The 15,103-nt window shown below is 73.9% G+C and carries 6 protein-coding genes; 5 read left to right on the forward strand and 1 reads right to left on the reverse strand.

The features are described 5' to 3' along the window. The first annotated feature begins 14 nt into the window (after positions 1-14). From OHU89_RS20265 to OHU89_RS20285, 5 genes are read left to right on the forward strand one after another with little or no spacing between them, the layout of a single operon-like run. The gene (locus tag OHU89_RS20265) at positions 15-3,212 is read left to right on the forward strand and encodes a type I polyketide synthase (protein WP_405644763.1); all 3,198 of its coding nucleotides are present in this window, start codon (positions 15-17) and stop codon (positions 3,210-3,212) included. Next, positions 3,209-9,220 carry a MupA/Atu3671 family FMN-dependent luciferase-like monooxygenase gene (locus tag OHU89_RS20270; RefSeq protein ID WP_405644765.1) on the forward strand — a complete coding sequence of 2,004 codons (6,012 nt, stop codon included), beginning with the start codon at positions 3,209-3,211 and terminating at the stop codon, positions 9,218-9,220. Before OHU89_RS20265 ends, OHU89_RS20270 begins: the two co-directional genes overlap by 4 nt. Positions 9,221-9,224: 4 nt before the next feature. Then, complete coding sequence (locus tag OHU89_RS20275; protein WP_266891764.1) at positions 9,225-10,517, forward strand: M18 family aminopeptidase; 1,293 nt, start codon at positions 9,225-9,227, stop codon at positions 10,515-10,517. Positions 10,518-10,574: 57 nt separating this feature from the next. Next, on the forward strand, positions 10,575-11,315 hold the full coding sequence (locus OHU89_RS20280; protein WP_405644766.1) for a thioesterase II family protein: 741 nt from the start codon (positions 10,575-10,577) through the stop codon (positions 11,313-11,315). Further along, entirely contained in the window at positions 11,312-13,468 is a 2,157-nt protein-coding gene (locus OHU89_RS20285; protein WP_405644768.1) for a non-ribosomal peptide synthetase, read from the forward strand. The genes OHU89_RS20280 and OHU89_RS20285 overlap by 4 nt, the downstream gene beginning before the upstream one ends. Before the next feature lie 3 nt (positions 13,469-13,471). On the opposite strand, the gene OHU89_RS20290 is transcribed toward OHU89_RS20285, so the two are convergent. Next, positions 13,472-14,935 carry an MFS transporter gene (locus OHU89_RS20290; protein ID WP_405644770.1) on the reverse strand — a complete coding sequence of 488 codons (1,464 nt, stop codon included), beginning with the start codon at positions 14,933-14,935 and terminating at the stop codon, positions 13,472-13,474. Positions 14,936-15,103 lie beyond the last annotated feature (168 nt).

A 15,103-nucleotide genomic window follows, 5' to 3' on the forward strand; every position in this document is an offset into this window, starting at 1 on the left:
AAGGGGGAGAAGGGGTGCCGGACGACCGACGCGTGGCGGTCATCGGGATGGCGCTGAGGTTCCCGGGAGCGGGGACCACCGAGCAGTACTGGCGTGACATCGAGGCGGGCGTCTCACACGTACGACGGTTCGGCCGGGCCGAGTTACGGTCCGCGGGAGCCTCCGAGGACCTCCTCGACGACCCGGACCTCGTCGGCGCCAGTGCGCTGCTGGACGGGGTCGACGGCTTCGACGCCGCGTTCTTCGGGATGACCGGGCGCGAGGCGGAGGTGACCGACCCGCAACAGCGGCTGCTCCTGGAGTGCTGCCACCACGCCCTGGAGGACGGCGGCTACGCCGGCTCCGACGCCCGCATCGGGGTGTACGGCAGCGTCGGGTACCGGCTGTACTCGCTGCACAGCTATCTCGCCAACAACCTCGCGGACGTGCCGGGCGACGACTGGATCGCCCAGAAGCAGGTCCAGGTCGGCAACTATCCCGACTTCGCCGCCAACCGGGCCGCCTTCCGGCTCGGGCTGCGCGGACCGGCGGTCAATGTCTCCACCGCCTGCTCCAGCGCCCTCGTCTCGGTCCATCTGGCCTGTCAGGCGCTCCTGGCGGGCGACGCCGAGCTGATGCTGGTGGGCTCGGCGGCCCTGCACCTCCCGCAGATCACCGGGCACCGGCACGTCAAGGGCTCCACGATCTCCCGGAGCGGCACGGTACGGGCCTTCGACGCGGACGCCGACGGCACGGTCGGCGGCAACGGGGTCGCGGCGGTCCTGCTGAAGCCGCTGGCCCGGGCGCTGGCCGACGGCGACACCGTGCACGCCGTGATCCTCGGCTCGGCTGTCACCAACGACGGTGACGACAAAGGGGGGTTCGCCGCGCCCGGCGTCGCGGGCCAGCGGGACGCGGTGCTCGGCGCGCTGTCACGGGCGGGCGTACCGGCCGACTCCCTCGGCTATCTGGAGGCACACGGCACCGGCACGTTCAAGGGCGATCCGATCGAGTTCACCGCGCTCACCGAGGCGTTCAGAGCGCACACGGACGGCACGGCCTTCTGCGCGCTGGGCTCCACCAAGCCCGCGATCGGTCACCTGGACAGCGCGGCGGGTCTGGCGGGGCTGATCAAGGCGATCCTGGTGCTGCGGCACGGGGTGATACCGCCCCTGGTGAACTTCACCCGCGCCAATCCCCTCCTCGCGCTGGAGACCAGCCCGTTCTTCGTACCGACCCGGGCGACACCGTGGCCGAACGCCGGGGTCCGGCGGGCGGGGGTGCACTCCATCGGGATGGGTGGGACGAATGCGCACGTGATCGTGGAGGAGGCGCCGGGCAGGGTGCCCGAGCCGGTACGTGGTGAGCGGGCCGGGCCCGTGCTGCTGCCGCTGTCGGCGCGGACGCCGGGGGCGCTGACGGCGTATGCCCGGGCCTTCCGGGACGAGTTGGTCCGGCGTCCGGACCTCGCCCCCGCCGATCTGCTGACGACGACCGCGCTCGGCCGGCGTCATCTGCCCCACCGGCTGGTCGTCATCGCGCCCTTCGTCGAGGGGCTGGACGCGTTCCTCGCCGGCGCGCCGGGCGCCCTGACCGGGACGGCCGACCGGACCGTCGCCCCCGCCTTCCTCTTCAGCGGCCAGGGCACGGGCGGCCCCGGCATGGCCGCCGCGCTCGCCGCCCGCTTCCCGGTCGTCGCCGAGGTGCTGCGGGAGTGCGCGCGGATCCACGAGGAGGAGACGGGCGAGAGGGACTTCCTCGCACGGCTCACCGGTGAGGGGGCGCCGTCGGGCGGCCACGAAGTCCCCGCACCCCACGCCCCCTGGGACACCGCCTTCGCGCAACCCGCGATCTTCGCCCTGCAGGTCGCCCAGCTCCGGCTGTGGCGGAGCTGGGGAGTGCGGCCCGGGTCGGTCGCCGGGCACAGTGTCGGGGAGTACGCGGCGCTGTGTGCCGCCGGGGCGCTGTCCCTGGCGGACGGCATGCGGCTGCTGTGCCGACGGGGCCGGCTGATGCAGGACACGGCGCCCGGCGCGATGCTCGCCGTCTTCGCCGATCGGGACCGGGTCCGGGAACTCGCCGCCCAGGTCGGGCGCGTGGAGCTCGCCGTGTCCAACGGGCCCGCACACCAGGTGCTGGCCGGGCCGCCCGAGGCCATCGCCGAAGCGCACCGCCGACTGACCGAGCAGGGCCTGACCGGCGTACCGCTGCCGGTGGACCGTGCCTTCCACAGCGCCCTCCTCGACCCGGTCCTCGACGAACTGCGCGCGGCCGTCGAGAAGGCCGAACTGCGGCCCGTCGAGATCGAGTTCGTCAGTGGTCTGGACGGTGTCGCCCATCCCCCGGGCTGGCTGCCCGACGCCGACCACCTCGTCCGCCAGGCCCGGCACACCGCCGACTTCCACGCCGTACTGCGCACGCTGGCCCCCGTGGACGCCCTGCTGGAACTCGGCCCGGACGCCACCCTGACCCGGCTGGCCCGGCGGGCGGTCCCGGACACCCTCTGCGTGCCCACGGGCGGCACCCCGGACGAGGTGTGGCGGGCCGCGGCCCGGCTGCACTGCGCCGGGGCGCCCCTCGACTGGGCCGCCCTGCTCGAAGGGTGCGGAGGCCGGCGTATCCCGTTGCCCACCTACCCCTTTGAGCACCGGTCGTACTGGATCGGCCCACCACCGCCGCCTGCCACGGCCGTACCCGCGCACGAACCCGCGAGAGAACCCGATGGGGAGAACGACGTGACCGACCAGGCAGTACTCAAGCGTGTACTCGAACTGACCGCACAGCACCTGGGATACGACCAGGACGGGCTGCGCGCCGGGGAGACCTACGTGGGGCTGGGTGCGGACTCCCTGCAACTGATCGGCATGCTGCGGCAGTTGGAGGGCGAGTTCGGGGTGCGGCTGGCCGTACGGGAACTGCTGGAGGACGCGGGGTCACCGGAGTTGACGGCACGGCTCATCGCGGAGCGCGCGGCACGGCCTGCACCGGAGCCACGGGCAGAGATCATCGACGTACGGCAGATACCGGAGCCGCGAAAGGCGGCACCCCAGGCACCCCAGGCACTCGAGACACCCCAGGCACCCGAGGCACCCGGGCAGGCGGAGTACGCCAGCCGCAGCGAAGTCGCCGAGCTGCGGCGGCAGATCGACCTGCTGGCCGAGACGCAGGCCTCGTTGATCACCCAGCTCTCCGACGCCGTCGCCCTGCTCACCGCCGAGCGGGCCGCCCGATGAGCCCGGGCACGGCGGCGGACCGGGCCGCGGCGCTGTCCCGCCGACTGGACGAGCAGCTGGCGCGGGCACGGCAGGGCGCGGCAGCTCCCGCACCCCCGGCACCCGCCGTCCACGGCCCCCGCGTCACCCTCCCCCACGACTCCGGCATGGCCGGCGCCCACGCCACCGACACCCAGCGCACGCACGCCGCCGACCTCGCCCGGCGGCTCACGGAACGCACCCGGACCTCCAAGGATCTGGCGCAGTCACGGCGTTCGGTGCTCGCGGACAGCAGGGCCGTGGTCGGGTTCCGGCGTTCGACGAAGGAGACGCTGTACCCGCTCGCGGCCCGTGGCGCACACGGCGCGCACCTGACGGACATCGACGGGAACACGTACACCGACATCACGATGGGCTTCGGGTCCCTGCTCCTCGGCCATGAGCCGCAGTGCGTGACCGAGGCCGTGCGCGCACACCTGGACGGCGGGCTGCGGTTCGGGCCGCGTCCGGTCGAGGCGGGTGAGGTCGCCGAGCTGCTCGCCGGGTTCACCGGCATGGAACGCGTCGCGTTCGCGGCCTCCGGCACCGAGGCCAACTCCGCCGCGATCCGGCTCGCCCGCGCCGCCACCGGACGCGACCGGATCGTCATGTTCCGCGGCTCCTACCACGGTCACATCGACACCGTGCTCGGCCGCCCCGGACCCGGCGACGGCGCCGTCCCCGTCTCCCGCGGCATCCCCGACAGCGCCGTCGCCGAGCTGATCGTCCTGGAGTACGGCAGCCAGGAGGCCCTCACCACCATCGACGCCGTCGGCGACCGCATCGCCGCCGTCCTCGTCGAGCCCGTGCAGTGCCGCAACCCCGCCCTGCGCCCGGTCGCCTTCCTGCGCGAACTGCGCGAACTGACCCGGCGGCGCGGCATCGTGCTGCTCTTCGACGAGATGCTCACCGGTCTGCGCCCGCATCCGCGCGGCGCCCAGCACCACTTCGGTGTCGTGCCCGACCTGGCCACCTACGGCAAGGCACTCGGCAGCGGCTTCCCCGTCGGGGCGATCGCGGGCCGGGCCGACATCATGGACGGCGTCGACGGCGGATTCTGGCGGTACGGCGACGAGAGCCGCCCCACCGCCGAGACCACCTTCTTCGGCGGGACCTACCTCCAGCACCCGCTGTCCATGGCGGCGGCCAAGGCGGTCCTCACCCATCTCGCCGCCGAGGGGCCCGGGCTCCAGGAGCGGCTCAACGCCCGTACGGACGCCCTCGCCGACGACCTCAACCGGTTCTTCACCGACGAGGAATTCCCCCTGGAACTCGCCCACTTCGGGTCGATGTTCCGTTTCGTCCACCGCGCGGACATGGAACTGCTCTACCAGCACCTGCTGTTGCGTGGCATCTACGTCTGGGAGTGGCGCAGCTTCTATCTCTCCACCGCTCACACCGACGCCGACGCCGAGCGGGTCGCGGACGCGGTGAAGGGGTCCCTGCGGGAGCTGCGGGAGGCGGGCTTCTTCCCGACCTCCCGGCCCGCCGCCCGCCGGGTGCGGGCCGAACACCGCGCCAAACAGCCCGACTTCGGCGTGTACTTCTTCGGCGACTACCCCGACGCCGACAGCACCTCCGCCTACGACCGGCTCGTCGACACCGCCCGCTTCGCCGACGAACGCGGATTCAGCTCCCTGTGGCTGCCCGAGCGGCACTTCCACTCCTTCGGCGGACTCTTCCCCAACCCTGCGGTACTGGCCGCCTCGCTGGCCCGCGAGACCAGCCGGATCCGGCTCAACGCCGGGTCCGTGGTGCTGCCGCTGCACGATCCGGTGCGGGTCGCGGAGGAGTGGTCGGTAGTCGACAACCTCTCCGGCGGCCGGGTCGGCCTCGGCTGCGCCACCGGCTGGCACGCCCAGGACTTCGCGCTCCACCCCGACCGTTTCGAGCGCCGCAAGGAGATCGCCTTCGCCCACCTCGACGACGTGACGACGCTGTGGCGCGGCGGCGCGGTACGGCGCACCACCGGCGAGGGCGAGCCCGTCGACGTGACGATCCACCCACGTCCGGTGCAGGAGCTGCCGCCCATGTTCCTCGCCACCTCGGGGCGGCGTGCCTCCTACGAGGAGGCGGGGCGGCGCGGACTCGGGATCGTCACCAACCTCATGGGGCAGACCGTCGCCGAACTCGCCGACAACATCCGCCACTTCCGCAAGGCCCGCGAACAGCACGGCCTCGACCCCGACACCGGCCGGGTCACCGTCCTGCTCCACACCTACCTCGGCACGGACCACGCCACGGCTCGCGCGGAGGCGCTGGAGCCGATGAGCCGCTATCTGCGTTCCTCCCTCCAGATGCGGTCGGCGGCGAGCGCGGTGGGCGCCGGGCCCGAGGACGTGGCGACGGCGAGCGAGGACGACCTCGACTACCTCTTCCGCCGCGCCTACGACCGCTACTGCGACGAACGCGCCCTCATCGGCACGCCCGACAGCTGCGCCCCCCTGGTGGAGACATTGCGCGAGGCCGGCGTCGACGAGATCGCCGCCCTGGTGGACTTCGGGATGCCTGCGGAACGGATGCGGGCGGGCCTGGAGCACCTGGATGCACTAAGGCGGCGCACGTTGGGGGCGGTGCCGGGGGGCGTGGGGGCGGAGGGGGCTTTGCGGCCGGGCGTGGGGGCGGTGGAGGCGGTGCCGCCAGGCGGGGGCGCGGTGGAGGCTGTCCTGCCGGGCGCGGGCACGGTGGAGTCGGTGCCGCCAGGCGGGAGCGCGGTGGAAGCTGCGCCGCCGGGCGGGAGCACGGACAAGGGGGTGCCGCCAGGCGGGGGCGCGGTGGAAGTGGTCGGCCCCGACTCCGCGGGTGCGTACCGCCGGGGCGTCGGCCGCCGGGGCTCCGCGGAAGAGCTTGGTGGGCTCGCGACCGGCGGCCCGCTGGGGACGACGGTCCGGCGTGGCCCCGCGACCGACGCCCAGCGTCGGCTCTGGCTCGCCGCCCGGCTGATCGCCGATCCGGCCGCGTACAACGAGATCCAGTCCGTACGGCTGCGCGGCCCCCTCTCCGAGCGGGCGCTGCGCACGGCCGTGGCGGGACTCGTCGAGCGGCACGCGGGCCTGCGGACGGTCTTCCGCACGGCGGGCGACACGGTCGAGCAGGTCGTACGACCCGACCTGCGGCCGGAGTTGACGGTGACCGACGTCGACGGGGCGGAGGCGGTGGCCGCCGTCCTGCGCGAGGAGAGCGGACGACCGTACGACCTCGCCGAGGGTCCCCTGTTCACACCCCGGCTGCTGCGCCTCGCGGCGGACGACCATGTGCTGGTCCTCGGCCTGCACCACATCATCACGGACGCCCACTCGGCTGGGCTGCTCGCCGCGGACCTGGAGGAGCTGTACCGGGCGGCGGTGGAGGGCCGGGCCCCGGCGTTCGCGGCGCCGGCGGGGACCACCCTGGACGAACGGGGGACCTCTCACGCCCCTACTCACCTGAACGAACCGGCGTTCACCACACCCACCGGAACCACGCCGACCGGGCCACAGGCGGCTCACACCCCTGCCCACCCAAACGGACCGCAGCCCGGCCACCACCCCACCGCCTCGGACACGCCGTCGACCGGCTATGACTCCGCCGATCTGGAGTGGTGGCGCGGGTATCTCGCCCCCCTGCCGCCCGCCCCCGCCCTCCCCACGGACCGGCCGCGCGGACGTCGGGTCGCCGGGCATGGGGCCGCCGAGGAGGTCTTCTGGAGCGCGAGCCGGGCCGGGCGGTTGCGGGAGTGGAGTGGGCGGCAGGGTGTGACGTTGTTCGCGACGCTGCTCACCGCCTGGCAGCTGGTGCTGCGGGAGCGGTCCGGGCAGGACGAGTTCGTGGTCGGATCGACCTTCGGGAGGCGCCGCCCCGGTACCGAGCACACCGTCGGCTTCCATGTCGCCGTACTCCCGCTGAAGGCGTCGCTCACCGGCACGACCGGGCTGCGGGACGCCGTACGGGCCACGCGGGACGCGCTGTTCGCCGCCGACGCGCACCAACACGTGGACGTGGACGCCCTGTTGGCCGCCGTCAACCCCGACCCGGGACACCCGCGCCCGCTGGTGACGGTGTCGGCGGACCTGGACGGCGCGCCCCTGTCCCGGCTCCGGCTGCCCGGACTCACCACGGAGCAGATCCCCGGCGGCACCGAATCGGCCCCGCTGGAGCTGGCGTTGGCGGCCCTGGACACCCGCGACGGGCTACGGCTGCGGATCCGCTACGACGCCGATCTGTACGACGCGTCGACCGTACGGGGGCTGCTGGCCGACCTGGAGCGGGTGCTGGAGGCCATGGCGGGCGGACGGGCCGTGACGGTGGCGGACACCGAACCCGCCGCCGCTCCGACAGTGAGCGACTCGGGCACGCCCACCGCGACGGCGAGCGACGTGCAAGCCGCCTCCGTGACGGCGAGCCACCCGGAAGCGCCCGCCCCGCGCGAGACCGAAACCCTGCGGGCCCTGTGGTCCTCCGTCCTCGGTACCGACGACGTCTCCGACACCGCCGACTTCTTCGACCTGGGCGGCAGTTCGATCGCCGCGATCCGGTTGCACAACCGGGTCAGGGACGCCCTCGGCGTCGAGTTCTCGCTGGCGGACTTCTTCGCCGAACCGACGCTCGGCGCGCTGATCCGTTCGCTGACGGGGAGCGGGCCCGCCGGAGTCGCCGAGGACGTCGTGGACCGTGCCCCCGTCACCGACCAGCAGGCCCGGATGCTGGCCGCCCAGCCCGCCCTGCCCCGGCCGCAGGTCTACAACGTGCCGACGCGCATCCGTCTCACCGGCCCCGTCGACACGGACGCCCTGCGCACGGCCCTGACCGAGCTGGTGCGGCGCCACCACTCGCTGCGCACCCGATACGCCCAGGACGGCGAGGGCGCCTGGTGGCAGGAGGTCGTGGACGTCGCCCCGCCGCCCCTGCGGATCGTCGACTACAGCCGGCTCCCCGCCGAACGGGCCGCGCAGCGCGCGGACCAGGCCTGCCGGACGGCCGCCGACGAGCCCTTCGACCTGACCCTGCCGACCCTGCCCCGGCTGCGGCTGCTGCGGGTCGCGCCGGACGCGTGGGTGCTGATGTTCGTGGTGCACCACATCTGCACCGACGGCTGGTCCCACGGCGTACTCCTCGCCGAGCTGGCCGCCCTGTACACGGCCGCCGCGACCGGCACCGCCCCCACCCTGTCCACGCCCTCGGCCCAGCCCGCCGACCACGCCCGCCGTCAGCTCGAACGCCGGGGCGGGACCGAACGGACCCGGCGGGCCGCGCACTTCGTCGACCACCTCACGGGCGTACCCACCCGCCTCGAGGTGCCCACGGACCGGCCCCGCTCCGGACATCTCAGCGGCGACGGCGACACCGTCCGCGCCCACGCACCGGCCGAACTGCGGGACAGGGTCGAGAGGTTCGCCGCGGCCCACCGGGTGACACCGTTCGCCGTGGCGGCCGCCGCGCTCGGCGTCACCGTGGCCCGGCTCGCCGGACAGCGGGACCTGCTGGTGGGGGTGCCGTACGCCAACCGGGACGGCAGCGACACCGAGACGCTGGTGTCGCTGGTCTCCACGAACATGCCGGTGCGGATACGGGTCGGGCCCGAGGAGACCTGCGCCGAACTGGTCGCCCGCACCGGCGCGGAGACGCTGGCCGCCATGGCGAACGTGCTGCCGACGGCCGAGGTATGGCAGGCGCTGCGGGAGGCGGGCGTGCGCGAGGTGCCCGAGGTGGTGTCGTGTCTGCTGGTCTTCCAGAACACCGACGACGTGGAGATCGAGATCCCCGGACTCGGGGTGGAGGTGGACGACGTGGCGCCGCCGGCGGCGCGCACGGAGCTGACGTTCGGGCTGACGCCGCGCCGCGATCCGGCGCTGGGTTACCGGGCGTATGTCGAATACTCGGCGGACCTGTGGGACAGGAAGTCGGCGGAGCGAATCCTCGACTCCTACCTGTCCGTCCTCGACGACCTGTGCACCGACCCCGGCCGCGCGGTCGGCGAGCTGCTCGCCCCCACCACCTCCGGAGAGGCTTAAGCGCATGACCAAGGCCATCGATCCCCTGCACAACGAGGACCTGCTCGCCTTCCTGGAAGCCGCCTCCTCGCCCTACCACGCGGTGGCGCAGGCCGTGCAGCGCCTGGAGAAGGCCGGCTTCGAAGAGCTGCGGGAGACCGAGGAGTGGACCGGCCACAGCGGTGGCCGGTTCGTCGTACGGGGCGGCGCGCTGCTCGCCTGGTACGTCCCCGAGGGGGCGCCCGCGCACACCCCGTTCCGGATCATCGGCGCGCACACCGACTCCCCCAACCTGCGGGTGAAGCCGACCCCGGACACCGGCTCGGCCGGCTGGCGCCAGGTCGCCGTGGAGATCTACGGCGGGGTCCCGCTGAACACCTGGCTCGACCGCGACCTCGGTGTCTCCGGCCGGCTGACCCTGCGCGACGGCACGGCGAAGCTGGTCAAGATCGACGAACCCCTGTTGCGGGTACCGCAGTTGGCGATCCACCTCGACCGTACGGTGAACGAGGGCCTGTCCCTCGACCGGCAGCGCCAGCTCCAGCCCGTGTGGGCGCTGGGCCGACCGGAGCCGGGTGCGCTGCTGCGCCGGATAGCGGCCGGCGCCGGGCTCGACCCGGGAGAGGTGCTCGGCTGGGACCTGATGCTGCACGATGTGCAGAAGCCCGGACTGCTGGGCGCCGACCGGGAGTTCCTGGTCTCGGCGCGGCTGGACAACCTCGTCTCCGTGCACGCGGGCGCCGCCACGCTGGCCACCGTCGCACAGTCCTGGCCGGCGGCAGCCGAACGCATCCCGGTCCTCGCCGCGTTCGACCACGAGGAGGTCGGCTCCGGCTCCGAGACCGGGGCGCAGGGCCCGCTCCTGGAACGCGTCCTGGGCCGGGTGGTGACCGCGCGGGGCGGTGGCGCCGAGGACTGGGCGCGGGCACTGGCGGGCACGATCTGCGCCTCGGCCGACATGTCCCACGCGGTGCACCCCAACTACAGCGAGCGGCACGACCCGGACAACCATCCGCTGCCCAACGGCGGCCCGGTGATCAAGGTCAACGTCAATCAGCGGTACGCCACCGACGGCACCGGCTTTGCCGCGTTCGCCGCCGCCGCGGACCGGGCCGAGGTGCCCTGGCAGCGGTTCGTGTCCAACAACGCCATGCCCTGCGGTACGTCGATCGGGCCGATCACCGCGGCCCGGCTGGGGGTGACGACGGTGGACGTGGGCGTGCCCGGACTGTCCATGCACTCCTCGCGCGAGCTGTGCGGGGCGGACGACCCCGGGTATCTGACCCGGGCGCTGACGGAGTTCGTCTCGGCGGGCTGAGCCGACCGACAAGAGGCCGACCAACAAGAGGGCGGGCAGAAGGTGTCATCGAGGAATGTGACCCTGGCGGGGGCCGACCCCGAGCGGGCCGTACTGCGGGTGCTGATCGTGCCGCACGCCGGGGCGGGCGGGGCGAGCGGGCAGCCGTTCGCCGCGCACGCGCCGGACGACTGGCTGGTGGCGACGGCCCGGCTGCCCGGCCGCGAGTCCCGCGTCCGGGAGACCGGACGCGACCTCGACGCCCTCACCGCGGACGTCACCGCCACGATCCGGGACCTGCCGGGCTCGGCTCCCCTGCTCGTGCTCGGTGTGTGCTCGGGCGCCGTGATCGCGCTGGAGGCGCTGCGGCGTTCGGGCTCCGCCGGTGTCGCGGGCCTCGTCGTGGTGTCCCAGTGGGCGGTGAACGAGAAGCCCGACCCCGGCCGCCGACTGCTGCGCGACGTCGATCCCGGCCGTGACCGTGCCGAAGTCCTGGACATCCTGCGGGACTTCGGCGGCGTACCGGACGCACTCGCCGCGAACGAGGAGATGCTCGGCCTGCTGCTGCCGGCGATCGTCGCGGACATCAGGGCCGTCGAGGACTACGTCTGCGAACCCTTCGACCCCGGCATCCCCCTCCTGACCGTCTTCGGCGACGAGGACGAGCTCTGCTCGGAGGAACGCACCGACGACTGGTCCCTCTTCGGCCCCCGCACCCGCACGGTCTGGCTACCGGGCCGCCACCTGCTGCTGGTGGACGAGCCGGAGGCACTGGCCACGGCGGTGGCGGAGAACCTGGATCACTGGGGTCTCGTATGACGAGTTCGACGGATGCGGTGGGTATGACGGGGGCGGCGGGTTCGGCAGGCACGGCGGACGCGGCGAGCCCGGAGGGCACGGCGGACGCTGCCGGCATGTCAGGCGCGGGTGGTTCCGGCCGGGCAGGACTGGAGGGTTCCGGCGGGCTGGATGCGGACGCTCTGGGCGAGCAGAGTGCGGGCGCCGCCGGCGGCTCGGACCTTCGCGGCGCCTTTGGCGGGCTCGGCGCCGGCACTTCCGGCGGGCCGGGCGTTGCCGGCACGGCGGGCGCGGCGGGTTCGGTGGGTTCGGTGGACGCGCCAGGCGGGGCAGGTTCGGTGGACGCGGCGGGTTCGGCTGGTGCGCCGGGCGGTGTCGGCGGCTCGGGTGTCGGCCACCGGGTCGACGTCCTGTTGCTGGAGTGTCTGGAACGGGATCCCGGCCGGACCGCGCTGGTCTGTGCCGACGGCGCGGTGGTGAGTGCCGGGGAGTTGCGGGAGCGGGTGCTGGCGGTGGCGGCCGCGCTGGGGGCCCGGGGGCTGGGGCCCGGCGACCGGGTCGCGGTCTATCACGAGCGGTCGGTCGAGTTCGTGGCCGCGGTGCTGGGCGTGGCCTGCGCGGGGGCGGCGCACGCGGCGTTCGACGTGGCCGATCCGCCCGCCCGCACGCTCGGCATGCTGGAGGACTGCGCGCCGCGCGCGGTGCTCACCAGCCGGGCCCTGCGCGACCGCCTCGACGGCTGTGCGGTCCCGATGCTGACGGACGACGAGTACCGCACCGGACAGCCGGTACCGCCACCGGTGGACGGCTCCCCGGACGATCCCGTCGCACTGATCTTCACGTCCGGCTCGACCGGCCGCCCCAAGGCGTCCCTGATCAGCCACCGCGCCCTGGTCTCCCGCATGAACGCGCTGCAGACCACGCACCCCATGACCGAGGACGACCGGCTCGTCCACCACACCACGTGCACCTTCGACATGTATCTCGCGGAGATCTACTGGCCGTTGCTCTCCGGCGCCACGCTCGTGCTCTCCGCACCCGGCGGACAGCGCGACGCCGACCACCTGGCGGCGCTGATCCGCGACCACCGCGTCACGACGATGTACTTCGGGGTGTCGCTGCTGGAACTGTTCCTGCTGGCCCGCGACGAGACCGAGCGCTACGACGGTCTGCGCCAGGTCCTGACCGGCGGCGAGCCGCTCCCCGCCGACCTGGTGCACCGCTTCCACGCCCGCTCCACGGCCTCCCTGACCAACCTCTACGGCCCCAGCGAGTGCACGATCCACTGCACCGCCTGGATGTGCCCGCGCGACCCCGCCCTCGACACGGTCCTCATCGGCTCCGCCGTCCCGGACACCGAGCTGTGGGTCCTCGACGACGACGGCCGCCCGGTGCCCGAGGGCGAACCCGGCGAGCTGTACATCGGCGGCGCGGGCCTGGCCCTGGGCTATCTCGGCCGGCCCGAACTGACCGCGGAACGCTTCCTCCAGTCGCCCCCCGTGGCACCGGGCCGGCGGCTCTACCGCTCCGGCGACCTCGTACGGGCCCGGCCCGGCGGCGCGTTGGAGTTCCTCGGCCGGGTCGACCGGCAGGTGAAGATCCGCGGTGTCCGTATCGAGCTCGGCGAGATCGAGTCGACGGCCCGGCGCTGCGCGGGGGTGCGTCAGGCGGTCGTGGTGGCGCACGGCACGGGCCTGGAGAAGGCGCTGGCCGCGTTCGTGGTGCCCGAGGTGCCGTCCGCGCCGGCCGCCGAGCTGACGGCGTCGGTCCGCGAGTCCCTGCGCGGCTGGCTTCCGCCGACCATGGTCCCGGCGACGGTCGACCTCCTCGACGCCCTCCCGTTCACGCCGAACGGCAAGGTGGACCGCCTGCTGCTGGAGTCCCGGGCGGCCCGCACCACGCCGTCGCGCCCGGCGGACGCGGGGGTCGAGGGGGTCGAGGAGCTGGGAGTCGAGGAGCTGGTGGCCGCCGTCTGGTGCGAGGCCCTCGGGCTGGACTCCGTGAAGCCCGATGACGACTTCTTCGACCTGGGCGGCAACTCGTACAAGGTGGTCGAGACCGTCACCCGGCTCAGGGAGCGGCTGGGCGCGGAGATCCCGCTTGCGGCCCTGTTGGAGGAGCCGACCGTACGGGGGTTCGCCGAGGAGATACGGCGGGTCACGGGGCGTGCGTGACGGTCAGGCTCGGGGTGTGGTCGGCCGTTCCCTCAGCCGGGTCGTCACCCACGCCCCGGCCAGGGCCACCGCCGCCATCGGCAGGAACACCGCGGCGAACGCGGCCGGGTGGGAGCCGGTGGCCTCCGTCGCCGTATGGCTCACCGTGCCACCGCCCAGGGCCGCGAACGCGGCACCGCCCGTCGCCAGCAGGACGACGTTGGACAGGGCGTCGGAGATCTGCAGGGAGGCGGAGTTGGTGCCCGCCTGGGCCGGGGCGGAGAGCTGGAGCAGCAGCACACTCGTGGAGGCGATCACCAGGCCCATGCCGAAGCAGCCGAGCCCCCAGACCACGGCCAGCGTCCAGACGGGCACCGCGGCGATCAGCACGCTCGGTGCGGCGGCGATCGAGGCGGCGACCAGGACCATGCCCAGCGTCATCAGGCGCTGCCGGTAGGGCTCGACCCGTGGCCGTGACTGCACCCACGAGCCCAGCGCCCAGGTGACGCCGCCCGCGGCGAGGGAGAACCCGGCGAGCGTCGGGGACAGCCCCCGCTGGGTGACCAGCATCAGCGGTACGAAGGACTCGGCGGCGATGAAGGAGCCCGCGGCGACCCCGCGTAGCAGCACCACGGAGGGCAGTCCGCGCGCCGCCCGGTAGGTGCCGCGCGGGAGCAGCCCGAGGACGGCCGGCACCAGCAGCGCGGCGCCGGCGACGCCGGGGACGAGGGAGAGCCAGCGCAGGTCCTGGGCGGCGTACTGGAGGAGTCCGGCGCCGAGCGAGACGGCGAGGGCGAGCCGGATACGGCGGCGGTCGAAGGCGGTGCTCCCGTCGGACCCGTCCATGGGCCCTGAGGCCCTGCGCCGTATCTGCGGCAGGGCGAGCGCCAGCGGGAACACGACCAGCACCGGGATCCCGACGAACACCCACCGCCAGCCGAGGTGTTCGGTCACCGCGCCCGAGGCGAGCGGCCCGACGATCGACGGCACGATCCAGCCCGCCGCGAAGGCCGCCATGATCGCCGGCCGCAGCCGCTCGGGATAGGCCCGCCCGACGACGACGTAGAGGGCGACGATCACCAGCCCTCCGCCCAGCCCCTGCACGGCCCGCCCGAGGATGAACAGCCACATGGCACCCGCGGTCCCGGACAGCATCAGCCCCGCGGCGAACGCCCCGATCCCGCCGGTCAACGCCCCGAGCGGACCGCGCCGGTCGGACCACTGCCCGGCGAGCACCATCCCGAACAGGCTCGTCGTGAAGTACCCGGAGAATGCGAACGCGTAGAGCGAGACCCCGTCCAGCTCCCGCGCCGCGACCGGCATAGCCGTCCCCACGGCGGTCGCCTCGAATGCGATCAGCAGCACCACGGACACGATCCCGATGCTGAGCGCCCGGTACGGCCGGCTCAGCACCCCCTCCTCCACGACGGTGGCCAGGTCGGGGGCGGTGTCCGCGGCATCGGTGCCGCGCGGTTCGAGGGCTGTCATGGTCGCCAGCGTAAGGGCCACGACCCGGCTTGACCCCTGTCGGGAGACGGTCCGACGCCAGGACCTTCGTCGTACGACCAGCGACGGACTCCCCCATTCATGAACGGCGTGTGGCAGTCCCGTTGCAGCCCCCGCGATTCCCTTGAACCCGCCCTCGCCCCCGCCATA

The organism is Streptomyces sp. NBC_00019 (assembly GCF_045041015.1).
In the GTDB taxonomy this organism is placed as follows: domain Bacteria; phylum Actinomycetota; class Actinomycetes; order Streptomycetales; family Streptomycetaceae; genus Streptomyces.

Excerpts from the sequence above, each read along its gene's own strand:
- OHU89_RS20270 (WP_405644765.1), top strand. The coding sequence starts at position 3,209 with ATGAGCCCGGGCACGGCGGCGGACCGGGCCGCGGCGCTGTCCCGCCGA.
- OHU89_RS20275 (WP_266891764.1), top strand. The coding sequence starts at position 9,225 with ATGACCAAGGCCATCGATCCCCTGCACAACGAGGACCTGCTCGCCTTC.
- OHU89_RS20285 (WP_405644768.1), top strand. The coding sequence starts at position 11,312 with ATGACGAGTTCGACGGATGCGGTGGGTATGACGGGGGCGGCGGGTTCG.
- OHU89_RS20290 (WP_405644770.1), bottom strand. The coding sequence starts at position 14,935 with ATGACAGCCCTCGAACCGCGCGGCACCGATGCCGCGGACACCGCCCCC.